Source organism: Pseudomonas synxantha, assembly GCF_900105675.1.
Classification (GTDB): domain Bacteria; phylum Pseudomonadota; class Gammaproteobacteria; order Pseudomonadales; family Pseudomonadaceae; genus Aquipseudomonas; species Aquipseudomonas synxantha.
Genome location: NZ_LT629786.1, coordinates 6,164,702 through 6,188,215, shown reverse-complemented (window position 1 = coordinate 6,188,215; position 23,514 = coordinate 6,164,702). Strand labels below are relative to the sequence as shown.

Annotated in this window: 25 protein-coding genes; 10 read left to right on the top strand and 15 right to left on the bottom strand. The window is 60.3% G+C overall.

The genetic code is table 11. The features are described 5' to 3' along the window. Positions 1-58 precede the first annotated feature (58 nt). Positions 59-481, top strand: coding sequence for a PA0061/PA0062 family lipoprotein (locus BLU48_RS28670; protein WP_057023209.1), 423 nt, complete (start codon positions 59-61; stop codon positions 479-481). On the opposite strand, the gene BLU48_RS28665 is transcribed toward BLU48_RS28670, so the two are convergent. Beyond that, entirely contained in the window at positions 482-721 is a 240-nt protein-coding gene (locus BLU48_RS28665; protein WP_057023210.1) for a DUF1161 domain-containing protein, read from the bottom strand. It lies immediately after the preceding gene. 206 nt (positions 722-927) lie between these two features. Then, positions 928-1,359, bottom strand: a complete 432-nt coding sequence (locus tag BLU48_RS28660; RefSeq protein ID WP_043048284.1) for an OsmC family protein — start codon at positions 1,357-1,359, stop codon at positions 928-930. Positions 1,360-1,577: 218 nt separating this feature from the next. Here BLU48_RS28660 and BLU48_RS28655 point away from each other — a divergent pair, with 218 nt between their 5' ends. Beyond that, the gene (locus BLU48_RS28655; RefSeq protein ID WP_057023211.1) at positions 1,578-2,579 is read left to right on the top strand and encodes an LLM class flavin-dependent oxidoreductase; all 1,002 of its coding nucleotides are present in this window, start codon (positions 1,578-1,580) and stop codon (positions 2,577-2,579) included. A 58-nt stretch (positions 2,580-2,637) separates the two neighbouring features. On the opposite strand, the gene BLU48_RS28650 is transcribed toward BLU48_RS28655, so the two are convergent. Then, the gene (locus BLU48_RS28650) at positions 2,638-2,862 is read right to left on the bottom strand and encodes a DUF1161 domain-containing protein (protein WP_057023212.1); all 225 of its coding nucleotides are present in this window, start codon (positions 2,860-2,862) and stop codon (positions 2,638-2,640) included. A gap of 115 nt (positions 2,863-2,977) precedes the next feature. Further along, a complete protein-coding gene (locus tag BLU48_RS28645) occupies positions 2,978-3,193 on the bottom strand; it encodes a dodecin (RefSeq protein WP_005783406.1) in 216 nt (71 codons plus the stop codon). A gap of 157 nt (positions 3,194-3,350) precedes the next feature. Between BLU48_RS28645 and BLU48_RS28640 the strand changes: the two genes are divergently transcribed. Beyond that, entirely contained in the window at positions 3,351-3,677 is a 327-nt protein-coding gene (locus tag BLU48_RS28640) for an ElaB/YgaM/YqjD family protein (protein ID WP_003170746.1), read from the top strand. Between the two features lie 8 nt (positions 3,678-3,685). Here the strand turns inward: BLU48_RS28640 and BLU48_RS28635 are convergent, their stop codons facing one another. After that, positions 3,686-4,582, bottom strand: coding sequence for a LysR family transcriptional regulator (locus BLU48_RS28635; RefSeq protein ID WP_057023213.1), 897 nt, complete (start codon positions 4,580-4,582; stop codon positions 3,686-3,688). 110 nt (positions 4,583-4,692) lie between these two features. Here BLU48_RS28635 and trpB point away from each other — a divergent pair, with 110 nt between their 5' ends. From trpB to BLU48_RS28620, 3 genes are all read left to right on the top strand, one after another. Further along, positions 4,693-5,919, top strand: coding sequence for a tryptophan synthase subunit beta (trpB, locus tag BLU48_RS28630; RefSeq protein WP_043048280.1), 1,227 nt, complete (start codon positions 4,693-4,695; stop codon positions 5,917-5,919). Then, positions 5,920-6,729: a tryptophan synthase subunit alpha gene (trpA, locus tag BLU48_RS28625; RefSeq protein WP_057023214.1), complete on the top strand. Its 810-nt coding sequence runs from the start codon at positions 5,920-5,922 to the stop codon at positions 6,727-6,729. Between the two features lie 192 nt (positions 6,730-6,921). Then, positions 6,922-8,580: an FAD-dependent oxidoreductase gene (locus BLU48_RS28620; protein WP_057023215.1), complete on the top strand. Its 1,659-nt coding sequence runs from the start codon at positions 6,922-6,924 to the stop codon at positions 8,578-8,580. 33 nt (positions 8,581-8,613) lie between these two features. Here BLU48_RS28620 and BLU48_RS28615 read toward each other — a convergent pair whose 3' ends face one another. The 6 genes from BLU48_RS28615 to BLU48_RS28590 all read right to left on the bottom strand — a co-directional run bounded on the left by BLU48_RS28615 (position 8,614) and on the right by BLU48_RS28590 (position 14,349). After that, positions 8,614-9,918 (bottom strand): MFS transporter, encoded by a 1,305-nt coding sequence (locus tag BLU48_RS28615; protein WP_057023216.1) that lies wholly within the window; start codon positions 9,916-9,918, stop codon positions 8,614-8,616. 168 nt (positions 9,919-10,086) lie between these two features. Then, positions 10,087-11,235 carry a galactonate dehydratase gene (gene dgoD / locus BLU48_RS28610; protein ID WP_057023217.1) on the bottom strand — a complete coding sequence of 383 codons (1,149 nt, stop codon included), beginning with the start codon at positions 11,233-11,235 and terminating at the stop codon, positions 10,087-10,089. A 48-nt stretch (positions 11,236-11,283) separates the two neighbouring features. Then, complete coding sequence (locus tag BLU48_RS28605) at positions 11,284-11,904, bottom strand: 2-dehydro-3-deoxy-6-phosphogalactonate aldolase (RefSeq protein ID WP_057023218.1); 621 nt, start codon at positions 11,902-11,904, stop codon at positions 11,284-11,286. Between the two features lies 1 nt (position 11,905). After that, positions 11,906-12,865 carry a 2-dehydro-3-deoxygalactonokinase gene (locus BLU48_RS28600; RefSeq protein ID WP_057023219.1) on the bottom strand — a complete coding sequence of 320 codons (960 nt, stop codon included), beginning with the start codon at positions 12,863-12,865 and terminating at the stop codon, positions 11,906-11,908. A gap of 176 nt (positions 12,866-13,041) precedes the next feature. Continuing rightward, positions 13,042-13,368, bottom strand: coding sequence for a DOPA 4,5-dioxygenase family protein (locus BLU48_RS28595; RefSeq protein ID WP_057023220.1), 327 nt, complete (start codon positions 13,366-13,368; stop codon positions 13,042-13,044). Positions 13,369-13,398: 30 nt separating this feature from the next. Next, complete coding sequence (locus BLU48_RS28590; RefSeq protein WP_057023221.1) at positions 13,399-14,349, bottom strand: choline sulfate utilization transcriptional regulator; 951 nt, start codon at positions 14,347-14,349, stop codon at positions 13,399-13,401. Positions 14,350-14,452: 103 nt separating this feature from the next. Between BLU48_RS28590 and betC the strand changes: the two genes are divergently transcribed. From betC to BLU48_RS28575, 3 genes are all read left to right on the top strand, one after another. Continuing rightward, on the top strand, positions 14,453-15,967 hold the full coding sequence (betC, locus tag BLU48_RS28585; protein ID WP_057023222.1) for a choline-sulfatase: 1,515 nt from the start codon (positions 14,453-14,455) through the stop codon (positions 15,965-15,967). A gap of 18 nt (positions 15,968-15,985) precedes the next feature. Further along, a complete protein-coding gene (gene choX, locus BLU48_RS28580) occupies positions 15,986-16,906 on the top strand; it encodes a choline ABC transporter substrate-binding protein (RefSeq protein ID WP_057023223.1) in 921 nt (306 codons plus the stop codon). A gap of 156 nt (positions 16,907-17,062) precedes the next feature. Then, entirely contained in the window at positions 17,063-18,631 is a 1,569-nt protein-coding gene (locus BLU48_RS28575) for a SulP family inorganic anion transporter (RefSeq protein ID WP_057023224.1), read from the top strand. Between the two features lie 112 nt (positions 18,632-18,743). On the opposite strand, the gene aroE is transcribed toward BLU48_RS28575, so the two are convergent. Both aroE and hemF read right to left on the bottom strand, forming a co-directional pair. After that, positions 18,744-19,562 (bottom strand): shikimate dehydrogenase, encoded by an 819-nt coding sequence (gene aroE, locus BLU48_RS28570; protein WP_057023225.1) that lies wholly within the window; start codon positions 19,560-19,562, stop codon positions 18,744-18,746. Further along, a complete protein-coding gene (gene hemF / locus BLU48_RS28565; RefSeq protein WP_056847525.1) occupies positions 19,562-20,494 on the bottom strand; it encodes an oxygen-dependent coproporphyrinogen oxidase in 933 nt (310 codons plus the stop codon). Before hemF ends, aroE begins: the two co-directional genes overlap by 1 nt. 160 nt (positions 20,495-20,654) lie before the next feature. On the opposite strand from hemF, the gene BLU48_RS28560 reads away from it, so the two are divergent. Then, entirely contained in the window at positions 20,655-21,632 is a 978-nt protein-coding gene (locus BLU48_RS28560; RefSeq protein ID WP_043048266.1) for an NADPH:quinone reductase, read from the top strand. 104 nt (positions 21,633-21,736) lie between these two features. Here the strand turns inward: BLU48_RS28560 and tsaC are convergent, their stop codons facing one another. Further along, positions 21,737-22,294: an L-threonylcarbamoyladenylate synthase type 1 TsaC gene (gene tsaC, locus BLU48_RS28555; RefSeq protein ID WP_043048265.1), complete on the bottom strand. Its 558-nt coding sequence runs from the start codon at positions 22,292-22,294 to the stop codon at positions 21,737-21,739. A 75-nt stretch (positions 22,295-22,369) separates the two neighbouring features. Further along, positions 22,370-23,473: a DNA-processing protein DprA gene (gene dprA, locus BLU48_RS28550; RefSeq protein WP_057023226.1), complete on the bottom strand. Its 1,104-nt coding sequence runs from the start codon at positions 23,471-23,473 to the stop codon at positions 22,370-22,372. Between the last annotated feature and the right edge of the window lie 41 nt (positions 23,474-23,514).

Sequence of the window (23,514 nt, the reverse complement as noted above, 5' to 3'; positions counted from 1 at the left end):
ATTTTTCTACGGCGCGGCGTGTTTATACTCAAACCTCTCCCTGCGTTGAGTACCTGCCATGCGTCAGTTTATGTTTCCCGTCGCCGCCCTGTTCCTCAGCGCCTGCGCTTCGACGCCTCTCCCGCCAGCCGACCCGCAGCAGGCCTGGGTCGACTTCACCACGCCGACCCCGGGCTCCAAGTTGGTCATGGCCCAGCGGCTGGATGGGAAGAACCTCGACGACGGACGCTTTTTCCAGATGCCCCCCGGCCCTCACGAGCTGATGGTGCGCTTTGACTTTGAAGTGCCCGCCGGCGGTGGTTTGGGTGGCCTCAGCCAGATGATGTATCGAACCTGTTTCATGACCTTGCAGTACGATCATTTCCAGGCCGGCCAGCGCTATGTGCTCGAAGGCCGCTCGCTGGCGTTCACGCCCAATATCCGGCTGTATGACTCAGCACGGCAGTTGCTGGCCGAAGAACGCAGCGTTAACTGCATCTGATCAGTCGTTGTTCTTCTGATAGATGATGCGCTTGGTGCCGTTTTCGCACGACCCGACAATCATGGCTTCATCATGATTCTTGGCTTCTTCGGCGGTGATGATTTCCAGGGTGTAGGACGGAATCGCCTTGGCCTGGATCTTCACTTCGATTTCCTTCCTGAGCTCTTCACAATCTTTTGGCGCGGCCACGGCCGAAGTGGCCAATACAGCGCAGATGATCGCCAAGGCAAAACGTTTCATGTGTGTAGCTCCCTGAATGCATGCGCACGAGTGTGCGCCTAAGGCTGCATAGGCTATAGGACCACATGGGGGAAACACGAGTTCTGATTTAACGCAGAACTAAATGAGAAGGGGGCTTGTGCCAGATAAAGGTGTATCCGCCATCCAACTATTGGCTGACCCACCACTATCGGGGGCAAGCCCCCTCCCACACAGGCAGTGCTGAGTTAGTTAACCAGCGTGCCATCCAGGGTGATGGTCGCATTCAGCACCTTGGAAACCGGGCACCCTTCCTTGGCCTTTTTGCTCAGTTCATCGAACTGTGCCTGGCTGGCGCCTGGGATCTTGGCTTTCAGGGTCAGATGCACCGCAGTGATCGCAAAGCCGCCATCGACCTGGTCCAGCGTCACATCAGCCTGGGTGTCGATGCTGTCTGCCTTGAGCCCGGCATCGCCGAGAATCATGGAAAACGCCATGGAAAAGCAGCCGGCATGAGCCGCGCCGATCAGTTCTTCTGGGTTGGTGCCCTTGCCGCCCTCGAATCGGGCCTTAAAGCCGTAGGGCGCTTCGCGCAGTACGCCGGTTTCCGTGGAAATGGAACCCAGGCCAGTCTTCAGATCACCTTCCCAATGCGCGGATGCCTTTTTAACGATGCTCATAGCTTTCTCCTCGAACGGTGGTTTTGTGTCAGTAAGGGTTCTGAGGATAGACGCCACGGCAAAGTTCACTCGTAAGAAAAACCTAGTGATTAAGTAGGAAAATTCTCGCGTACTATTGAATCTCGGGTATATGCCCTCATTGCATAGGGCATGCACATGCCGCGGCAGGTTTTGGCTCGATAAAAAAAGCCTGTGCGCCCCTTTGGAGAAGCAGGCTTATGAAATCGCTGTCCGACGTAAAATTTTCGACACTCGACCTGGTGCCCGTGCGCGCCGACGGCAACCCAGCGCAGTCGCTGCGCAATTCCCTGGACCTGGCCCAGCACGTGGAAAAATTCGGCTTCCACCGTTTCTGGGTAGCTGAGCACCACAATATGGACGGCATCGCCAGCTCGGCCACCTCGGTACTGCTCGGCTACCTGGCCGGCGGCACTTCGACCATCCGCGTGGGTTCCGGCGGAGTCATGCTGCCTAACCATGCGCCGCTGGTGATCGCCGAGCAGTTCGGCACCCTGGAAAGCCTCTACCCCGGCCGTATTGACCTGGGTCTGGGCCGAGCGCCCGGCTCCGACCAGATGACCGCCCGCGCTCTGCGCCGTGAACGCTCAGGCAGTGCCGATGATTTCCCCGAGGATGTGGCCGAATTGATGGCCTACCTGGGCCCACGTACGCCCGATCAACGGGTGATCGCCGTACCGGGCACCGGCACCAACGTGCCGGTGTGGCTGCTGGGTTCAAGCCTGTTCAGCGCGCAATTGGCCGGTGAGCGGGGTTTACCCTACGCCTTCGCCTCCCATTTCGCACCGCGCTTGATGCATGAGGCGATTCGCGTGTACCGCAATCACTTCAAGCCGTCGGCAGTGTTGGACAAGCCCTACGTGATGCTCGGCATTCCTCTGGTGGCGGCGGATACCGATGAACAGGCCGATTACCTGGCCACCTCGGTGTACCAGCGCATCCTCGCGCTGATGCGCGGCCAAAGCCTGGTGCAGCGCCCACCGGTGAACACCATGGATGGCCTGTGGTTGCCCCATGAAAAAGACGCGGTCGCAAGCTTCCTCGGCCTGGCCATGGTCGGCAGCCCGGCGAAGATCCGCGCCAAGCTGGAGGTGTTGATCGAGCAGACCGGCGCCGATGAGCTGATCTTCACCAGTGACCTGTACGAGCACGCCGACCGGATTCATTCCTACGAGTTGCTGGCACAGGTTATGAAAGGCTGAACCCAGACGAAAAAAAACCGACGCACCTGCGTCGGTTTTTTATGTCTGCAACACGGGATTAACCGCGTTTGTAGACGATTTCCTTGGTGCCACCTTCGCAGGTGCCGACCACTTTAGCGTCGGTCGAAGCGCTTTTATCCACCACTTCCAGCGAATAACCCGACGCGCCCTTGGCGTCGATTTTCGCTGCAATTTCGCTTTTCAGCTCTTCACAAGGCTTGCCCGCCGCCAGGGCCGTGCCCGCAATGCCCAACAAACCTACCGCCAACAGAAACTTCTTCATCCGTTACTTTCCTTGCGCTGATCGAAAGAGCGTGCCGGCGCTCATCGCGTCGGCACCCGTTGTTTGTAGCGCAGGTTATGGCAATCGGCCAGCGGTCAAAGTTCAACTCAGCCGATTAACTACTGGCAATTCGGAATCCCACCTTAAGCGTGACCTGGAAGTGCGCGGCCTTGCCATCCTTGATGTGACCACGGGTTTCGGTCACCTCAAACCACTCCAGGTGCTTGATGCTTTTGTTCGCTTCAGCCAGGGCATTGTTGATCGCATCTTCAATGCTGGTGGTGGAAGAACCCACCAGTTCGACTTTCTTGTAGGTGTGATGATCACTCATGGCGTTTCTCCTAGGGGTCGTTAATCAAGACTAGCAGTGAATACTCGTACTGCTTCTGGCGACCGTTGAGAGGTGAAAGTTCAGAATTACTGCACTTTCTGAAACCGCCGCAGTCGGTATCTACACACGCCACTCAATCACTTCAGGAGATGTTCACATGGCCAACACTTCTTTACGCAAAGCGTCGCTGGAAAGCATGGAAGCCGAGATCTCGAGCCTGCTCAAGTCCCTTGAGAGCCTCAAGGATGATGCATCCGATGAGTCGCGCAAAACGCTGAAGGCCCTGAAAAGCAATGCCGAGAACGCCCTCAAGCACTCTCGTCATCTGATCAGCGATGCCTATGAAGAAAGCAAAGTCAAAATCCGCGAAACCGGTGTTGCCACCCGGGACTATGCACAAGAGCATCCATGGACCACCGCCGGCGTCGCCGTTGGCGCGCTGGGTCTGCTGGCGGCTTACCTGCTGTGCAAGCGCGGCGACTGATTTACCGGCTATAGCGGTTGGCGCATCAGCTCGGCCTTGAGCCATTGCGCCAACTGCCCGGCGCGCCCGTCCGCGGCGCGCTTGGGTAGCCACAACGCCAGGTGCGCCGGGGTTTCGCTGAAACCCCACGGCGCCACCAGGCGACCCGCACGCAGGTCCTCTGCCACCAGCGGCTCTGGCGCAATCGCCACTCCCAATCCTGCAACTGCCGCTTCCAGCAAATAATACAAATGCTCGAATCCCTGGCCGAATTTCAACGCGCCGGGCTCGATATCGTGTTGACGCGCCCAACTGGGCCAGGCTTGGGGCCGCGACGTGGTGTGCAATAGCCCTTCATCAGCCAAAGCCGACGCTGGTGCCTGGCGCAACTGTTTATAACCGTCATAACGCGGGCTCATGACCGGACCGATGCGTTCGCTGGCCAGTTCATACACCTGCATATCCGCCGGCCACGGCGGCTCGGCAAATACCAGCAGCGCGTCCAACCCAGGGCGACGAGGGTCAAGGTCACCTTCGCCGGCAGACAGGTGCAAGCGCAAGTCCGGCAAATCCGCATTCAAGCGCCCCAGGCGCGGAATAAACCAACGCGCCAGCAAACTGCCCGAACAACCGAGCACGAAAGGCGCATCGGCGCTGCTCTGGGTGAGCTCAGCGCACACATCCCGCAAACGCTCGAACGCCTCGGCGCTGGCATCTCGCAGCCTCACGCCCGCAGCTGTGAGTTTGAGGCCTCGTCCTTCCTTGACGAACAGGCTTACCCCCAAGTGTTCTTCAAGCACTTTTAACTGGCGGCTCACCGCACCATGTGTCACGTGCAATTGCTCGGCGGCCTGGCTGACGCTGTTGAGGCGGGCGGTGGCTTCAAATGCGCGCAAGGCGTTGAGGGGTGGAAGGTCGCGGCTCATCTGTGAGTTTTCCTGACAGGTTGAGGCGATCTTATCGGTTTTCAGGCTACAGCGTCAGGGGTAGAGTGGCCGTCATTGCCTCTTAAACACATTCTTCCCTGGAGCGTCCCATGACTCAGTCCCAGACCGATCTACGCAACGGCCCTGACGCCAACGGCCTGTTTGGTGGGTTCGGTGGCCGCTACGTCGCTGAAACCTTGATGCCGTTGATTCTCGACCTGGCCCGTGAATACGAAGCGGCCAAGATTGATCCCGCGTTCAACGAAGAACTGGCCTACTTCCAGCGCGACTACGTCGGACGCCCCAGCCCGCTGTACTTCGCCGAACGTCTGACCGAGTTCTGTGGCGGCGCCAAGATCTACCTCAAGCGCGAAGAGCTCAACCACACCGGCGCGCACAAGATCAATAATTGCATCGGCCAGATCCTGCTGGCGCGGCGCATGGGCAAGAAACGCATCATCGCCGAGACCGGCGCCGGCATGCACGGCGTGGCCACCGCCACTGTCGCCGCACGCTTTGGCCTGCAATGTGTAATCTACATGGGCACCACTGACATCGAGCGCCAGCAGGCCAACGTGTTCCGCATGAAGCTGCTGGGCGCCGAAGTGATTCCGGTGGTCGCCGGCACCGGTACTCTGAAAGATGCGATGAACGAAGCCCTGCGTGATTGGGTAACCAATGTCGACAGCACCTTCTACCTGATCGGCACCGTGGCCGGCCCACACCCTTACCCGGCGATGGTGCGCGACTTCCAGGCCGTGATCGGCAAGGAAACCCGTACCCAGCTGCAAGCCCAGGAAGGCCGCCTGCCGGATAGCCTGGTGGCATGCATCGGCGGCGGCTCCAACGCCATGGGCCTGTTCCACCCGTTCCTGGATGACACCAGCGTCGAGATCATCGGTGTTGAAGCCGCAGGCCATGGCATCGAAACCGGCAAGCACGCCGCCAGCCTCAATGGCGGCGTACCGGGCGTGCTGCACGGCAACCGCACCTTCCTGCTGCAGGACGACGACGGCCAGATCATCGACGCCCACTCGATTTCCGCCGGCCTCGACTACCCCGGCATCGGCCCTGAACACGCCTGGTTGCATGATATCGGCCGCGTCCAGTACACCTCGGTGACCGACGACGAAGCCTTGGATGCCTTCCACAAGTGCTGCCGCCTGGAAGGGATTATCCCTGCGCTGGAAAGCGCCCACGCCCTGGCAGAAGTATTCAAGCGCGCACCGACCTTGCCGAAGGATCACCTGATGGTGGTCAACCTGTCCGGCCGTGGCGACAAAGACATGCAGACCGTGATGCACCACATGGAACAGTCTCAGCAGGAGAAACACTAAATGAGCCGCCTGCAAACCCGCTTCGCTCAACTCAAGGAACAAAACCGCGCCGCCCTGGTGACCTTCGTCACCGCCGGCGACCCGGGTTATGACACCTCGCTGGCGATCCTCAAGGGCCTGCCGGCAGCCGGCGCCGATGTGATCGAGCTGGGCATGCCCTTCACTGACCCGATGGCTGACGGCCCGGCTATTCAACTAGCCAATATCCGTGCGCTGACCGCCAAGCAGAACCTGGTGAAAACCCTGCAAATGGTCCGCGAGTTTCGCCAGGACAACAACGACACCCCACTGGTGTTGATGGGCTACTTCAACCCGATCCATAAATACGGCGTGCCACAGTTCATTGCCGATGCCAAGGCAGCTGGCGTCGACGGCCTGATCGTGGTCGACATGCCGCCTGAGCATAACGGTGAACTGTGCGACCCGGCCCAGGCCGCGGGCATCGATTTTATCCGCCTGACCACCCCGACCACCGATGACATACGCCTGCCCACAGTGCTCAACGGCAGCTCCGGCTTTGTGTATTACGTGTCGGTGGCCGGTGTGACCGGTGCCGGTGCCGCCACCCTGGAGCACGTCGAAGAAGCCGTGACCCGCCTGCGTCGCCATACCGACCTGCCGATCAGCATCGGCTTTGGCATACGCACGCCGGACCAGGCAGCGGCCATTGCTCGCCTGGCAGACGGTGTAGTGGTGGGTTCAGCGCTGATCGACCATATCGCCAACGCCGAAAACGACCAGCAAGCCATTGATGGCGTGTTGAGCCTGTGCGCGGCGCTGTCGGAAGGTGTGCGTAACGCTCGCAAGTAAATGTAATCCCTCCATCTGAACGCCTTCCGGCTGATCAGCTAGGCTTCAAGGGAGGCGGGCATGTCGCCCGCCTCCGTTTAACGCGCTTCGTGCCCTTTGCCGTCTAACCACCCTCGCAGGCCACGCAGTCCTTGCCCCCGGTCGTTAAGTTAGCCGCATCAGAAGTCATCTTTGTCTCTTCAGGAGCACATCATGGCATTTGATCTCGTCACCCCTTCAGACCGCCGTCATTCAACATTGCAGAAAGGTTTCAACCTGCGCTGGCCACTCGGCAACGTGCAGGGCCAGTCCTCGCCCAATGGCGCCAACCTGATCTACCTCTGCCACAGCTCGCAAGACATCATAGATGCCGCCGCGCAGGCATTGGCCCAACCCAACGGGCGCATTACCGTGCGCAGCGGAGGCCATTGCTACGAAGGTTTTGTCGCCAACAAGATGCCCGACAGCCCCCGTGAGGTGCTGTCGATCCTGGATATCAGTGCGCTGAACCGAGTGGTCTACGACGTTGCCGGGCAAATCGGTTCCGATCTGGACCCCGCAGCAACTGAACGCTATAGCTTTCGCCTCGAAGCCGGTGCCCAAAACTGGGATGTCTACGTGGCGTTATACAAACTGGCCAACAAGACCCTGCCAGGGGGGTCGTGCTATTCGGTGGGCCTGGGCGGGCACATATGCGGGGGCGGCTATGGGCTGTTGTCACGCAAATACGGACTGGTGTGTGACTGGCTGAGCGGTGTGGATATCCTGGTGCCCGATATCGAAGGCAAAGCTCTCGAAAAGCATCACGTTTCAAGAAACAGCACCAGCCAGGACGAACTGGACCTGTTCGCCGCGTGCTGCGGTGCAGGTGGCGGACAGTTCGGCATCATCACCAGCTATTACTTCAAGGACCTGCCTGCTGCACCGAAGGAAGTGCTGTGGCTGGTGCTGGAATGGGACTGGTCAGTACTGACCAAACCCGCGCTCGACAACCTGCTGGTCGCCTATCAGTCATGGTTTGCCAACAATCAAGACAACCCGGACACTTGGGGGCTGGCGACCAAGCTTGAGATGCGCCACCGACACACGGGCAACGTTACCTTGGGCATTCACTATGTGGACAAGGATGGCGAACTGAACGACCGGGCGCCCTTCGATGACTTTGTCAGCAGGATGCTCACAGCCATTGGCCTTCCCGCTACAGAATCGCTGGTGCCGTTTCATGTCATCCATCTGCCGCCCGGCACCGCTACCGGCCGCACCATCGACTCACTCTCAGCCGCGAAGGCAGCCGAGCAGCGCCTGGATTGGCTGGTGTGCCAACAGACGTTGAATGGCTCAGGGGACAACCAGCGGGGGCGCTATAAATCGGCTTACCAAAAGGGTTCATTCACCTCGCAGGTACTGGACGCCATCTGGACCACATTGAACTGGCCCGACCCAGACAAGCACCTGACACAAAGCCTTATCCAGATTCAGTCTTTCGGTGGACAGATCAATGCCGTCAGCGCGCCAGTGCGCAGGGAATCTTCCGTCGCGCAGCGCTCTTCCTACCTCAAGTGGCAGCCACAATGTTATTGGCGCGACGCCAGCGACGCTTCGGACCAAGCCCATGCCGACTGGATCCGAGGGCTGTACTTAAACGCGTTTGCCGATGCTCAGGGCGTACCGATCAACAATGAGTTCGAAGGTTGCTACATCAACTACCCTGACCTCGACATGACGTACGTGGGCGGCAATCCGCCCAACGGCAAAAACCCCCAGTGGTATCGAATCTTCTTCCCCGACCTGATCATCGAAAGCCGATTACGGCGTACCAAGCAGCGCTGGGACCCACGCCATATTTTTCGTAACGAGATGTCGGTGCCGTAGCTCGAAAAAGGGCGACCCTGAGGTCGCCCGCTTTTACAGCTCGATCCGCTCGACTTTGCCTACGAGCAATATGTAGGAAAGCGCACCAAGCAATGCCAGTACCGCAATATAGGTAATCGCCGGCGCAAACGAATCGCCGCTGGCTAGAAAGCCAATCACGATAGGCGTGGCAATCGCTGCCAGGTTACCGATGAAGTTGAACACGCCCCCGGTCAGCCCCAGCAACCGCGCAGGCGCCAGGGTCGACACCAATGACCAGGTGATCGATGCCAGGCCATTGCCGAAAAACGCCACCGCCAGGAACGCGATGACCCACGCGGTGGAGTCCACGTAGTTGGCGCCGATGATCGCCGTAGAAATCAGCAGGCCGCTGATGATCGGCAGCTTGCGCGCAAAGCCCACCGAGGCTCCACGGCGAATCAGCCAATCGGAAAACACCCCCGAACACAGCACGCCCACAAACGCGGCGAGGAACGGCAATGATGCCAGCAAGCCTGACTGGATGAAGTCCATGCCGCGATACTTCACCAGGTACGTCGGGAACCAGGTCAGGAAGAACCACAGCGTGGAGTTCAGGCAGAACTGGCCCAGGTATATGCCCCAGAGTTTGCGCTTGCTCAGCACGATACCCAGGTCGACCCAACTGAACGGCGCCTTGGCGGTTTGTGCCTGCATATCCACCAGGCCGCCACCATCACGGATCAACTGGATTTCAGCCGCATTGGCGCCCTTGAAATCCTTCGGTTCGCGATACACCGCGTACCAGATCGCGGCCCACAGGATGCCGACACCCCCAGTGACGACAAACACCATGTGCCAGCCGTATTGGTGTTGCAGCCAGGCCAGGACCGGCGTCAGGAACGCCAGGCCAACGAATTGCCCGGAGGTGTAGACGCCAATCGCGGTCGCGCGCTCGCGCTCAGGAAACCAAGTGGTGACCACACGACTGTTGATCGGATAGGCCGGTGCTTCCAATGCGCCCACCGCCATGCGCAACACGAACAGCGCGATGAAGCTGGCGGCGAAACCGAGCATGACGGTGGCAATCGACCACAGCAGCAGGGCGACCGTATAGAGAATACGCGGCGGCACGCGGTCTACCAGCCAGCCGCCGGGGATTTGCATGGCCGCGTAAGTCCAGCCGAACGCCGAGAAAATCAGCCCGACCTGCACCGGGTCGATGCCCAGGTCGCTGGTCAGCGCCGGGGCGGCAATCGACAGGTTGCTGCGGTCGAGGTAGTTGATAACCACGGTGATAAACAGCAGCACCATGATGAAGAAACGCTTTCGGCTGGGCGTGACTAAAGAAGCCTGGCCGGTGAGGGGTTCAGGGTGCATGGGGTTGCCTCTTCTTATGTTTATTGAGGATAGGTCTAACTGAATAAACGCGGTTAGAAATGTGGGAGGGGCGGTGCGACGATTCGACTTGCCCCCGATGGCTGAGTGTCAGTCGACATCGTCGCACCGCCCCTCCCACATTTTTAACCGCGATTCTTCAAGTAGGAATCACCATTCCGCAAAACTGCCATCGGCATGACGCCAGATCGGATTGCGCCAGCGATGGCCGATAGCCGCGCGCTCAATCACATATTCCTCGTTGATCTCGATGCCCAGGCCCGGCCCGTTCGGAATCTTCACAAAGCCCTGGTCATAGTCGAATACGCCCGGGTCACGCACGTAGTCGAGCAGGTCATTGCTCTCGTTGTAGTGAATGCCCAGGCTCTGCTCCTGGATAAACGCGTTGTAGCAAACCGCATCCAACTGCAGGCACGCCGCCAACGCGATTGGACCGAGCGGGCAATGCAGGGCCAAGGCCACGTCGTAGGCTTCGGCCATGTTGGCAATCTTGCGAGTTTCGGTAATACCGCCCGCGTGAGAGGCGTCCGGCTGGATGATGTCGACATAGCCTTCGCTGAGTACGCGCTTGAAATCCCAACGCGAGAACAGGCGCTCGCCCAGGGCAATCGGCGTACTGGTCAGCGGTGCCAATTCTTTCAACGCCTCGTAGTTTTCGCTGAGCACCGGCTCTTCAATGAACATCAGCTTGTACGGGTCGAGCTCTTTCATCAGCACCTTGGCCATAGGTTTGTGCACGCGGCCATGGAAGTCGACGCCGATACCCACGTTAGGGCCAACTGCATCGCGCACGGCCGCGACGTTGGCCAGGGCCAGGTCAACTTTTTCGAAACTGTCGACGAACTGCAACTCCTCGGTGCCGTTCATTTTTACCGCGGTGAAACCACGGGCCACGGCGTCTTTGGCGGCGCGGGCAGTGTCGGCAGGTCGGTCGCCGCCGATCCACGAATACACGCGGATCTTGTCGCGCACCTGGCCGCCCAGCAGATCGCTGACCGAGACGCCGAGGGCCTTGCCCTTGATATCCCACAGCGCCTGGTCGATGCCGGCGAGGGCGCTCATGTGCACGGCACCGCCACGGTAGAAGCCGCCGCGATAGAGCACGGTCCAGATGTCTTCGATATTGCGTGGGTCTTTGCCGATAAGGTAGTCGGACAGTTCGTCGACAGCAGCCGCGACGGTGTGAGCGCGGCCTTCGACCACAGGCTCACCCCAGCCAGTCACACCCTGGTCGGTTTCGACCTTGAGGAAGCACCAGCGCGGCGGGACGATAAAGGTCGTCAGTTTGGTGATTTTCATCTCTTGTCTCTCTTATAGATGCAGCGCCTGTGGGCGCGGAACTTGATATCAGCTCAGGGCTTTCCAGGCGGCGACATAAGCCTGGGCATGGCTCGCGACCTGATCCACTGTCATTCCCGGCTTGAACAGCCCGGAACCCAACCCGAACCCCTTGGCGCCGGCGTCGATGAACACCTGCATGTTGTCCGGGGTAATGCCGCCCACCGGCAGCAACAAGGTGCCAGCCGGCAATACCGCCAGCCATGCCTTGATCACTGCCGGGCCGATTTGCTCGGCCGGGAACAGCTTCAATACGTCGGCGCCTTCGGCCAGTGCAGCAAAAGCTTCTGTGGGAGTGGCCACGCCAGGCGACAAATACAGGCCCGCCGCCTTGGCGGCACGCAAGACCTTGGCATCGCTATGGGGCATGACAATCACCTGACCACCCGCAGCCTTGACCTGCTCGACCTGTTCCGGCGTCAACACCGTGCCGGCACCGATCAGGCAATCGGCGGGCAGGCTGTCGCGCAGGGTGCGGATGCTGGTGTACGGGTCGGGCGAATTGAGCGGGACCTCGATCACACGAAACCCCGCGTCGTACAGCACCTTACCGATAGCCTGGGCTTCATCCGGGCGTATGCCGCGCAGGATTGCGATCAAACCGTTTTGCGCGAGTGCTTGCTTGAGCATGTCAGGCCTCCGTTACAGGTTGAATGAGCCCAGCCGCCACGGCCAATTGCCACAGGCCGCGTTCGGTGGCTTCCTGCGCCAGGCTCACATGGGCAAAACCGCAAAGGGCGAGGGCGCGTTGATAGCGCGCGCAGAGGGGTGCCGCGCCCACCAGGATGATTGGTTTATGTTTGGCGTTGTCTGGCAAGCCAGCGAGTTCGTGACCGATCAGCAGGCCGGACAGATAGTCGGGCTGCTGCTCGGGCGCCAGTTCAGTGGTCAGCCCCAAGGTGCGGGCACTGAACAGCGTCGACAGCACGCCACGTTGGCCATCTTTTGAAAGCGCTACGTGCACGCCGCGGTCGAAAGCCTCGGCCTGGAACTGCTCGCACGGCTGCTGGGTGCGACCCAGGATGCTGTGCTTGCTCAATATCGCAAACAGTTCACCGGTCATGAAGGTGTCGAAATGAGTAATGCGACCTTCGACCACCTCGACCCACTTGGAATGGCTGCCGGGCAGCCCAATCAACACCTGGGCACCAAGGCCTTGCAACACGCCGAGCACCTGGGTTTCTTCGCCACGCATCACATTGGGCAGGCCAACCTGCTCAATCACCCCCGGCACGATATGCACATCTACTGCGCGCAAGCTGCGTACGCAGTGCAACGCTTGGCCGAGGCTGGCGACGTCTACAGGGGTACTGCGATAAGCCGCCTCGCTCCAACCCTGGGCGCTGCCGACCATGCCGCAGGCGATAACCGGCAGGCTCGGCTGAGCGTCGAGCCAATCGCCGCAGGCGGTATCGAACGCCAACTCAAAGCCGTCAGTACAGTCAACGCCTGCGATGTTCCGGGGTTCGCTGGGCAAATGCATGATGCCCAAGGCCAGCGAGCGTTGTTCCAGCACCACGCCTGCGGGGCCGAGTTTGTAAGCACGAAGGGAGCTGGTCCCCCAATCGAGCGCGATCAATTGCGCCTGCATCGCTTCACCTGAAATGAGTGGGTGCTGAAAAAAGCAAATGGGCGAATATAAACCTACGGCCAGCAATATCTCAATATATAAATATCAATCCCATATAATGAGACGCGACAAGATAAATCCTACAGATCTCCGGGATTTTTTTGACGGAGACGTGAGGTTTTATCTGCTAAGGAAGGTTAAAAAACCGACAGATTCAATTCGCGCATGGCCCCCATCCATACCGCGTAATCGGTGTGGTCCTTCAAGTCATCGCCGGTTTCAGGGTGCAGGAACACCACCAAGCCATTGCGATGCAGCGCCAGCCACGGCAATACCACACCGATGTATTCCGGCTCGAACGCAAGCTGGCAGCTCCAATTCGGGTGCGGGCCCACCGGCTTCTCATGCACACGGCCCATGCGCAGGGGAAACAGCCTGGCCGCGTCTTCACATAGGGTACGGGCCTGTTCGATAGTGCTGGCATCGAAGTAGATGTGGGCGTGGTAGCCCTTGATACGTTGCATGACGGACTCCGGATCCAATATGCGCCGATCCTAGACCGCAATCGATGGCAGGGCCAGCCCGGTCAACGACTGCGCACTGCTGGCCTGTTCAGCGACCAGCCACTCGACAAAGCGCTCGACCAACTGCCCACGGCGTTTGCGCTGGGGTTGCACCACGTAATAGCCGAAACGCGAGGTCACGGTGTCGCTGATCGGTCGACACAGCCAGTTTTGTTCCAGCAGGTTATCCACCAGGTGGCGCCAGCCGATGGCCACACCCTGGCCGGCAATCGCAGCCTGGATCAGCAAGGTGTAGTTATCGAAACGCAATTGACCAGGGGTCGGCGCGGCCGTAATACCCAGTTCACGGAACACCCCGTTCCAGTCGAACCACCGGCTGTTGTTTTCCTGACGCAGGTGCAGCAACGGGCAATCTTGCAAGGCCTGCACGGTCAGCGGTGCTGCCTGGTCCTTGAGCCATTGCGGACTGCACACTGGGAACACTTCCTCGTTGAACAACCACAAGCTGTCGCCCTGCTTGAAGCGGCCATCGCCGAACAACACCGCCACATCGATATCGCTGCGCAGGGTGGCATGGTTGCGCTCACTGGTCACCAGGCTGACATCCACCTGCGGGTTGGCCTGGTGGAAGCGGTGCAGGCGCGGCATCAGCCAATAGGCAGCGAAGGCGAAGTCGGTGGCCACTTGCAGCACTTCATGCTGGTCTTGCTGGGAAATGGCGCTGAGGCCCAGGTTGATGCTCTGCAAGCCGCTTTGCACATGCTCGTACAGCAACGCGCCGGCGTCGGTCAGTTCGATACCGCGATAAATGCGGTCAAACAGGCGGATTGCCAATTGCTCTTCAAGACGCTTGATCTGCTGGCTGACGGCCGGTTGAGTCGTGCCCAGCTCCATCGCGGCGGCGGTGAAACTACGATGCCGCGCTGCCGCTTCAAAGGCACGCAGCAGGTCGAGAGAGAGGTTACCTAGTGCGTTATACATAAGCTCAACTTATCCTAGACATTGCTTTGCATGGGCTTTACCCCATGTTTCATGGGCCGCATGCTCAGTCGCATAAATACCGCCTATGGAATGCCGAGTAACCATGAAGCGCAAGAACATTCTTTTCATCATGGCCGATCAAATGGCCGCGCCAATGCTGCCGTTCTACGGGCCGTCCCCGATCAAGTTGCCCAACCTCAGCCGCCTCGCCGCTCAAGGCGTGGTATTCGACGCCGCTTACTGCAACAGTCCGTTGTGCGCACCGTCGCGCTTCACACTGGTCAGCGGCCAGTTGCCGAGCAAGATCGGCGCCTACGACAACGCCGCCGATTTCCCCGCCGATGTGCCGACCTATGCCCACTATCTGCGACGCCTCGGCTACCGCACCGCATTGTCGGGCAAGATGCATTTTTGCGGCCCCGACCAATTGCACGGCTACGAAGAACGCCTGACCAGCGACATCTACCCGGCCGACTATGGCTGGGCAGTGAACTGGGATGAACCGGACGTACGTCCTACCTGGTATCACAACATGTCCTCGGTGCTGCAAGCCGGCCCGTGTGTGCGCACCAACCAGCTGGATTTCGACGAAGAGGTGGTGTTCAAGGCCCAGCAGTACCTGTTCGATCATATTCGTGAGGACGGTGACCAGCCGTTCTGCCTGACCGTGTCGATGACCCATCCCCACGACCCCTACACCATTCCCAAGCCGTTCTGGGATCTGTACGACGACGCCGACATCCCTTTGCCTGCAACGCCGACGCAAGAAGATTTGGATCCACACTCCCAGCGGCTGCTCAAGGTCTATGACTTGTGGGACAAACCGCTGCCTGTGGACAAGATCCGCGATGCGCGCCGCGCCTACTTCGGGGCGTGCAGCTATATCGACAGCAATGTCGGCAAGCTCCTGCAAACCCTGGAAGACACCGGCCTGGCCGACGACACGCTCATCATCTTCTCCGGCGACCACGGCGATATGCTCGGCGAACGCGGCCTCTGGTACAAAATGCACTGGTTCGAAATGGCCGCCCGCGTACCGCTGCTGATCAGTGCGCCGGGGCAGTTCGCCGCTGGCCGCGTCACTCAGGCCGTGTCCACCGCTGACCTGTTGCCGACCCTGGTAGAACTGGCCGGCGGCGAACTGGACCCGCGCCTGCCACTGGACGGCCGTTCGCTGGTCCCACACTTGCAGGGGCAGGGCGGGCACGACGAAGTGTTTGGCGAATACATGGCCGAAGGCACTATCAGCCCGTTGATGATGATCCGCCGGGGCGCCTACAAATTCATCTACAGCGAAGACGATCCTTGTCTACTGTTCGATGTGCATAACGACCCGCACGAGCGGGAGAACCTCAGCGAGTCACCGGAACACCGAGTGTTGTTCGAAGCGTTTTTGCGCGAAGCGCGGGCTAAATGGGACATACCGGCGATCCACCAACAGGTGCTCGCCAGCCAACGCCGTCGCCGCCTGGTGTTCGAGGCGCTGACCCAAGGCAAGCTGAAGAGCTGGGACCACCAGCCACTGGTGGACGCCAGTCAGCAGTACATGCGCAACCATATCGACCTCGACGACCTGGAGCGCAAGGCACGTTATCCACAACCCTGCCAAAACCAATAAATAAACAGAGGGAAGGCCATGCAAAAGTTGACTGTGGTGCTAAGCGTAGCGGTACTCGCCTTAAGCAGCGCCCATGTGTACGCGGACGCCCGTTGTGAAACGGTAAAGATGGCCGATCCGGGCTGGAGCGACATTGCCGCCACCAACGCCATCACGGGTTTTCTGCTGACGGGCATGGGCTACAAGCCCAAGGTCGACACCCTGGCGGTGCCGATTATCTTTGGCGGGCTCAAGGATGGCCAGGTGGACGCGTTCATGGGCAACTGGATGCCCGCGCAGCAGGGTTTCTATGACAAGTTCGTGGCCAACGGCGATGTGGTGCAGCTAGCGAAAAACCTCGACGGCACCGAGTTCACCCTCGCCGTGCCGGATTACGTATGGGACGCCGGGGTGCACGAGTTTTCCGACCTGAACAAGTTTGCCGACAAGTTCGACAAGAAAATCTACGGCATCGGCTCTGGAGCGCCAGCGAATATCTCGCTGCAGGAGATCATCAAGAAAAATGACTTTGATCTCGGCCAGTGGAAGCTGATCGAATCCAGTGAACAGGCGATGCTCGCCGAAGTTTCGCGGGCAGTGAAGAGACAGCGTTTCGTCACCTTCCTCGGCTGGACTCCACACCCGATGAACGTGCAGTTGAAAATGCGTTACCTCAAGGGCGGCGAAAAGTACTTTGGCGACACCGGCAGCGTGTATACCTTGACCCGCAAGGGTTACGCACAGGCCTGTCCGAATGTGGGAAAACTGCTCACCAACCTGAGTTTTACCCAGGAGATGGAGAACAGCATCATGGCTGAGGTGGCCAATAACAAGGTCAGCAATGCCGAGGCAGCCAAGGCGTGGATCAAGGCCAACCCGGCGGTGTTGGACAAGTGGCTCGACGGCGTGAAAACCCTGGATGGCCAGGATGCGTTGCCCGCGGTAAAAGCCCAACTCTAGATGCGCCTCGATCCAAATGTGGTAGGGGCCTGCCCCCGATGACGGCCTATCAGCTATGAATGTATGGCTGAAACACCGCTATCGGGAGCAAGCCCCCTCCCACAGGGAGCCGGTGCGTACTGATACTCTAAGCCAAACCTTCTACCCGAGCCTGCGATGCCCCGGCCCAACCGCCATACACTCTTCCCCTTCCTCAGCTGGCTCCCGCGCCAAACCCGCGCCAGCGTCGGCCGGGATGCGATCGTCGGCCTCAGTGGCGCCGTGCTTGCCTTGCCGCAGTCGATTGCCTACGCGCTGATCGCCGGCCTGCCACCGGAATACGGGCTCTATGCCGCGATCATCCCGGTGTTGATCGCCTGCCTGTGGGGCTCGTCCTGGCACCTGATCTGCGGGCCTACGGCGGCCATTTCCATTGTGCTTTACGCCAGCATCAGCCCCCTGGCCGTGCCGGGCTCCCAGGACTACATCACGTTGATCCTGCTACTGACCTTCCTCGCCGGGGTATTCCAGTGGCTGCTCGGCTTGCTGCGCTTCGGCGCGCTGGTGAATTTTGTCTCCCATTCGGTGGTGCTGGGTTTCACCCTGGGCGCGGCCGTGGTCATCGCCCTGGGGCAGTTGCCCAATCTGATGGGGCTGGATTTGCCGAGCCAGGCCACAGCCATCAATAGCCTGCTGGCGCTGATCGACCATGGCGCAGAGTGGGACCACGCTTCCCTCGCCCTGGGGCTTGGCACTTTACTGGCTGGTGCATTGCTCAAGTATCTAATGCCACGCTGGCCAACGCTGCTGATCGCCCTGACCCTGGGCAGCGTTGCAGCATGGCTGTGGCCGGCAATGTTCGGGCATGTGGCATTGGTCAGTGCGTTTATCGGCAAGCTGCCGCCGTTCAGCCCGTTGCCGATGGACCTGGACCTGGTCTTGCGCTTGCTGCCCAGCGCCGTAGCGGTGGGGATGCTGGGGTTGGTGACCAGCCTGTCGATTGCCCGTTCGCTGTCAGCCCGCTCGCAACAGTTGCTCGACGCCAACCAGGAAGTGCGCGCCCAGGGTTTATCCAACATCGTCGGCGGATTTTTCTCCGGCTACCTGTCGGCGGGCTCCTTCACCCGCTCGGGCCTTAGCTACGAGGCGGGCGCCTGCTCGCCGTTGGCGGGGGTGTTTTCGGCACTGTGGGTGGCGTTATTCGCATTATTTGGCGCGGCGTTGATCGCCCATATCCCAATCCCGAGCATGGCGGCGAGCATCCTGCTGATTTGCTGGGGCCTGATAGACCACCGGGGCATTCGAGCATTATTCCGAGTCAGTCGCGCCGAATTCGTGGTGATGAGCCTGACGTGTGTCGCCACCTTGCTGCTGGAACTGCAAACGGCCATTTATGCCGGGGTGCTGGCGTCGCTGTTTTTCTACCTCAAGCGCACCTCGCAACCACGGGTTCAGCAATGGCGCGACGGTGAGGAGGATGTGTTGCGAGTGGGCGGCTCGATCTTTTTTGGTGCGAGCCATTACCTGCAAGTGCGGCTGCAAAGCTTGCAGGGCGAACGGGTGGTGATCGAGGCGCAGCAGATCAACTTTATCGACTATTCCGGGGTGGAGATGCTGCATCAGGAGGCGCGGCGGTTGGCGGGGTTGGGACGCAGCCTGACGTTGCGCCGGGCCAGGCCGCAAGTAGTTGAGGAGTTGAAGAAACTGGAAGGTGCCGACAACTGCCCCATTCATTTCGAAGACTGAACACGCTCAAAATGTGGGAGGGGGCTTGCCCCCGATAGCGGTGTGTCAGCCAACATATCGGAGCTGACAGGCAGCATCGGGGGGCAAGCCCCCTCCCACATTTCGATCTGTGTCAGGCCAATTGACGGCGCAGTTCGGCCAGTACCGGCGCCGAATCCGGGCGCACGCCGCGCCACAGAAAGAAGGCTTCGGCCGCCTGTTCCACCAGCATGCCGAGGCCGTCCATTGCCACCGCTGCGCCGTGTTCCGTGGCCCAACGGCAAAACGCGGTGGGTTCCTTGGCGTACATCATGTCGTAGCAGAACGTCTTGCCCGGTTCGACCAGGCTGCCGGCAATCGGCGGGACATCGCCTGCCAGGCTGGCCGAAGTAGCGTTGATGATCACATCCACCGGCTCACGCAACCAGTCGAAACCACTGGCAGACACCGGGCCCAGGTCATCGAACAGCTTAGCGAGCAGCTCGGCCTTTTCCACGGTGCGGTTGGCAATGATCAACGATGAGGGTTGCTGCGCCAGCAACGGCTCCAGTGCACCGCGCACGGCACCGCCGGCACCCAGCAACAGGATGCGCTTGCCGTGCAGGTTAAGCCCTGCGTTCACCGTCAGGTCGCGCACCAGGCCGGCGCCGTCGGTGTTGTCGCCCAGCAATGTGCCGTCAGCCAATTTGCTCAGGGTGTTCACCGCCCCGGCGCGCTGGGCACGCTCGGTCAAGGTGTTGGCCAGACGGTAGGCTTCTTCCTTGAAGGGTACGGTGACGTTGGCGCCACGGCCCTGTTGGAAAAACTCAAGGGCGCAATTGGTGAAATCCTCCAACGGCGCGAGCAAAGTGCTGTAGTCCAGTTGTTCGCCGGTCTGCTCGGCGAACATACGGTGAATCAGCGGCGATCTGCTGTGGCCGATGGGGTTGCCGAACACGACATAACGATCCATCACACCGCCGCCTTGGGCGCGACGACGCCGAGCCAATCGCGGTCTTGCAGGAAATAGTCGGTAAGGCGCGCTTCTTCGCTGCCAACCTCGGCCTTCCAGTCATAGCTCCAACGTACCTGGGGTGGCAGCGACATCAGGATCGACTCGGTGCGGCCACCCGATTGCAGGCCAAACAAGGTGCCACGGTCATAGACCAGGTTGAACTCAACGTAGCGGCCGCGGCGGAACTCCTGGAACTGGCGCTGCTGCTCGGTATAGGCCATGGCCTTGCGGCGCTGCACAATCGGCAGGTAAGCGTCGATATAGGCATCGCCGATGGCGCGAATGAAGGCAAAGCAGGTGTCGAAGCCCCACTCGTTCAAGTCATCGAAGAACAGGCCACCGATGCCACGGGGCTCATTGCGATGCTTGATGTGAAAGTAGGTGTCGCACCAGGCTTTGTAGCGCGAATAGACGTCCGGGCCAAACGGCGCACAGGCCTGCTCGGCCACGCGGTGCCAGTGGACGCAATCTTCTTCATTGCCGTAGTACGGGGTGAGGTCAAAGCCGCCACCAAACCACCACACCGGTTCTTCGCCGTCTTTTTCTGCGATGAAAAAGCGCACATTGGCGTGGGAAGTCGGTACATGCGGGTTGTGCGGATGGATCACCAACGACACGCCCAGTGCCTCGAAGCCGCGACCGGCCAGCTCAGGGCGATGGGCGCTGGCCGACGGTGGCAGGCCACTGCCAAACACGTGGGAAAAGTTGACGCCGCCCTTTTCGATCACCGCACCGTTCTCGATCACACGGGTGCGACCGCCGCCGCCGGCAGGCCGGGTCCAGGCGTCTTCGATAAAGCGAGTGTCCGTCTCGAAGGTTTCCAGGGCGCTGCAAATGCGATCTTGCAGGTCAAGCAGGTAGGCTTTAACAGCCTCGGTGCGGGTAGTCATGGCATCACCTTGAATCGGGCAAAGCTACGCGAGGCCACTGGGCGTCGGCGGCAAATGGGCGCACAGGATACCACTGCATTCCGTTGCGTCGCAGTTGACGAAGATCAAGCTTAGGAGTGGGATAGGGGGCTACGCGAATGCAACCTCAGGAGAAGTGCAGATGGCCAAACGTATCCAGTTCAGCGCCCATGGCGGCCCCGAAGTTCTCGAATATGTGGACTACACGCCGGCGGAGCCTGGCCCGCAGCAGGTTCGCGTGCGTAACGAGGCGATCGGCCTGAATTTCATCGACACCTATTTCCGCAGTGGCCTCTACGCACCGCCCGCCCTGCCATCGGGCTTGGGCGCGGAAGGCGCCGGTGTGGTGGATGCCGTTGGCAGTGAAGTCACCCAGTTCAAGGTCGGCGACCGCGTTGCCTACGGCAGCGGCCCGCTGGGGGCCTACAGCGAGTTGCATGTGCTGCCCGCCGCCAACCTGGTGCACTTGCCGGAGGACATCAGCTTTGAACAGGCCGCCGGCGCCATGCTCAAGGGCCTGACCGTGCAGTACCTGCTGCGCCAGACCTACGAGCTGAAAGGCGGCGAGACTATCCTGTTTCACGCCGCTGCCGGTGGCGTCGGTTCCCTGGCCTGCCAGTGGGCCAAGGCCCTGGGTGTGAAGTTGATTGGTACGGTCAGCTCCCCGGAAAAGGCCGCCCTGGCCAAATCCCTCGGTGCCTGGGAAACCATCGACTACAGCAAGGAAAATGTCGCACAACGCGTACTGGAATTAACTGACGGCAAAAAGTGCCCAGTGGTGTACGACGGCGTCGGCAAGGACACCTGGCTGACCTCTCTGGACAGCACGGCGCCAAGGGGTTTGGTCGTAAGCTTTGGCAACGCGTCAGGCGCGGTAGATGGCGTGAACCTGGGCATCTTGTCGGCCAAAGGCTCGCTGTACGTAACCCGGCCGACGCTGGCGACCTACGCCAGCAACCCGCAGGCCTTGCAGGCGATGGCGGATGACCTGTTTTCGATGATCAAGAGCGGCAAGGTGCGCATTGATATCAACCAGCGGTTTTCGTTGGCGGATGCGGCCAAGGCGCAGACGGAGTTGTCGGGGCGCCGTACAACCGGCTCAACAATCCTGTTGCCTTAAGCGAGTCATCGCGGGCAGCCCACTCCCACATTTGATCTGTGTCCGTCATGACAACGCGGTCAAAATGTGGAAGGCGGCTTGCCCGCGATGGCCGCACCTCGGTCTTAGGAGGGCCGCACCACATCCCCCGTCACCAGGTCACGAATCAGGCTCGGGTTCTTGCGCCCACCCAGGGCTCCACCCAACACCAGGTCCAGTTGCCCGCGGAAATACTGTTCCACGCGAATCCGCGTGCGCGCCGCCGGACGCCCCTGAGGATTGGCCGATGTGGAAATCAGCGGCCCGACCTGTGCGCACAAGTCCCGCACCAACGGGTGGTCCGTGACCCGCAAGGCCACCGTGTCATGCATGCCTGTGACCCATTCCGGCAGCAAGTCCTGATGGGGCACCAGCCAGGTGTTAGGTCCAGGCCAGGTGCTGGCCATGCGTTCGATCCAGGTGTCCGGGAAGTCTTCAAACAGAAAGTCGAACTGACGGATATTGTCCGCCACCAGGATCAGGCCTTTGTCCACTGATCGGTTCTTGATCGCCAGCAACCGATCCACCGCTTCTTCATTCCACGGGTCGCAGCCCAGGCCCCAGACCGCTTCGGTCGGATAGGCAATCACCGCGCCTGCGCGAATTTCCCGTGCGGCTTCCAGCACACGCCACCTGTTGACCATTCTTTACTCTCCGAACTAAAGCTCTGGGCAGTTTACCGATCTTCGTTACAAAACCTAGCTCCAAAGAACTGACGGCTACGAAAGCTGGCAACGCGCAAGCCAGCGTCCGCTTTCGCAGATCACCTGGCCTTCCAGCTCCAGTTCCATAAGGGTTGCCAGCACCTGAGACAAAGGCCGGCCGCTGGCAATCGCCAGGGCTTCGCTGCTATGCGGCGCCGCATGCAAAAGCGCTACCAGTGGGTGAATAATCGGCAGCGGCGTGGGACGCGACACCGCTTGCCAACCGCGCAAGCCTTCAAGAATGTGTTGGATGGTTTCCACCAGCACTGCGCCATCGCGAATCAGCTGATGACAGCCCTTGGCCCCGGGATGATGGATGGAACCCGGGATCGCATAGACCTCACGCCCTTGTTCCGCCGCCAGCCGCGCAGTGATCAGCGAACCGCTGGCCATGCTGGCTTCCACCACCAGGACGCCCAGCGAGAGCCCGCTGATAATCCGATTGCGCCGTGGGAAATTGCCGGCCTGAGGCGGTGCATCCAGCGGAAACTCGGAAACCACCGCGCTGCCCTGGGCAATCATCGCCGCCGCGAGCTTGCGATGGCGCTGTGGATAAAAATTTTCCAGGCCAGTGCCGAGCACGCCGATTGTATGGCCGCCCACATCCAGTGCCGCCTGATGCGCCACGCCGTCTATGCCCAATGCGAGACCGCTGGTGATGACAAAACCGGCGCTCGCCAGGCTGCGTGAAAACGCAGCGGCCGTGTCCATTCCCGGGCGCGACGCCCGCCTACTACCGACCATGGCCAACTGGGGTTTTTCCAAAATCCCTGGATTGCCCGCGACAAATAACAGCGGCGGCGCGTCATCGATCTGGGCGAGCAGTGCAGGGTAGTCAGGCTGGTCCCACATCAGCAAATGCTGGGCCGGGTGGCCCAGCCACGTCAACGCCTCACTGGCGCCGTCACGAATTTGCGGGCTACGCCGGGCATCAGCACTGATGGCGGGCAGGCCGAGGGAACGCCAGGCACTGGCAGGAGCACTGATGGCCTTGGAGGCGCAGCCGAAGGCTTCAATCAACGTATGAAAACGCTTCGGACCCAGTTCCGGCAGCCTGTGCAAGCGTAGCCGGGCTTCCAGTTCTGCCGGAGAGATTTCGCTACTATTTATCGGATTCATTTGATCATCCTTGACCGGAACAAGCTGTGGATAACTCTGTT

Excerpts from the sequence above, each read along its gene's own strand:
- BLU48_RS28645 (WP_005783406.1), bottom strand. The coding sequence starts at position 3,193 with ATGAGTGATCATCACACCTACAAGAAAGTCGAACTGGTGGGTTCTTCC.
- tsaC (WP_043048265.1), bottom strand. The coding sequence starts at position 22,294 with ATGGTCAACAGGTGGCGTGTGCTGGAAGCCGCACGGGAAATTCGCGCA.
- BLU48_RS28600 (WP_057023219.1), bottom strand. The coding sequence starts at position 12,865 with ATGCAGGCGCAATTGATCGCGCTCGATTGGGGGACCAGCTCCCTTCGT.
- BLU48_RS28635 (WP_057023213.1), bottom strand. The coding sequence starts at position 4,582 with ATGAGCCGCGACCTTCCACCCCTCAACGCCTTGCGCGCATTTGAAGCC.
- betC (WP_057023222.1), top strand. The coding sequence starts at position 14,453 with ATGAAGCGCAAGAACATTCTTTTCATCATGGCCGATCAAATGGCCGCG.
- BLU48_RS28620 (WP_057023215.1), top strand. The coding sequence starts at position 6,922 with ATGGCATTTGATCTCGTCACCCCTTCAGACCGCCGTCATTCAACATTG.
- BLU48_RS28615 (WP_057023216.1), bottom strand. The coding sequence starts at position 9,918 with ATGCACCCTGAACCCCTCACCGGCCAGGCTTCTTTAGTCACGCCCAGC.
- BLU48_RS28670 (WP_057023209.1), top strand. The coding sequence starts at position 59 with ATGCGTCAGTTTATGTTTCCCGTCGCCGCCCTGTTCCTCAGCGCCTGC.
- BLU48_RS28575 (WP_057023224.1), top strand. The coding sequence starts at position 17,063 with ATGCCCCGGCCCAACCGCCATACACTCTTCCCCTTCCTCAGCTGGCTC.
- aroE (WP_057023225.1), bottom strand. The coding sequence starts at position 19,562 with ATGGATCGTTATGTCGTGTTCGGCAACCCCATCGGCCACAGCAGATCG.
- hemF (WP_056847525.1), bottom strand. The coding sequence starts at position 20,494 with ATGACTACCCGCACCGAGGCTGTTAAAGCCTACCTGCTTGACCTGCAA.
- trpB (WP_043048280.1), top strand. The coding sequence starts at position 4,693 with ATGACTCAGTCCCAGACCGATCTACGCAACGGCCCTGACGCCAACGGC.
- BLU48_RS28655 (WP_057023211.1), top strand. The coding sequence starts at position 1,578 with ATGAAATCGCTGTCCGACGTAAAATTTTCGACACTCGACCTGGTGCCC.
- BLU48_RS28660 (WP_043048284.1), bottom strand. The coding sequence starts at position 1,359 with ATGAGCATCGTTAAAAAGGCATCCGCGCATTGGGAAGGTGATCTGAAG.
- choX (WP_057023223.1), top strand. The coding sequence starts at position 15,986 with ATGCAAAAGTTGACTGTGGTGCTAAGCGTAGCGGTACTCGCCTTAAGC.
- BLU48_RS28595 (WP_057023220.1), bottom strand. The coding sequence starts at position 13,368 with ATGCAACGTATCAAGGGCTACCACGCCCACATCTACTTCGATGCCAGC.
- BLU48_RS28650 (WP_057023212.1), bottom strand. The coding sequence starts at position 2,862 with ATGAAGAAGTTTCTGTTGGCGGTAGGTTTGTTGGGCATTGCGGGCACG.
- BLU48_RS28605 (WP_057023218.1), bottom strand. The coding sequence starts at position 11,904 with ATGCTCAAGCAAGCACTCGCGCAAAACGGTTTGATCGCAATCCTGCGC.
- BLU48_RS28640 (WP_003170746.1), top strand. The coding sequence starts at position 3,351 with ATGGCCAACACTTCTTTACGCAAAGCGTCGCTGGAAAGCATGGAAGCC.
- BLU48_RS28560 (WP_043048266.1), top strand. The coding sequence starts at position 20,655 with ATGGCCAAACGTATCCAGTTCAGCGCCCATGGCGGCCCCGAAGTTCTC.
- dgoD (WP_057023217.1), bottom strand. The coding sequence starts at position 11,235 with ATGAAAATCACCAAACTGACGACCTTTATCGTCCCGCCGCGCTGGTGC.
- trpA (WP_057023214.1), top strand. The coding sequence starts at position 5,920 with ATGAGCCGCCTGCAAACCCGCTTCGCTCAACTCAAGGAACAAAACCGC.
- dprA (WP_057023226.1), bottom strand. The coding sequence starts at position 23,473 with ATGAATCCGATAAATAGTAGCGAAATCTCTCCGGCAGAACTGGAAGCC.
- BLU48_RS28590 (WP_057023221.1), bottom strand. The coding sequence starts at position 14,349 with ATGTATAACGCACTAGGTAACCTCTCTCTCGACCTGCTGCGTGCCTTT.
- BLU48_RS28665 (WP_057023210.1), bottom strand. The coding sequence starts at position 721 with ATGAAACGTTTTGCCTTGGCGATCATCTGCGCTGTATTGGCCACTTCG.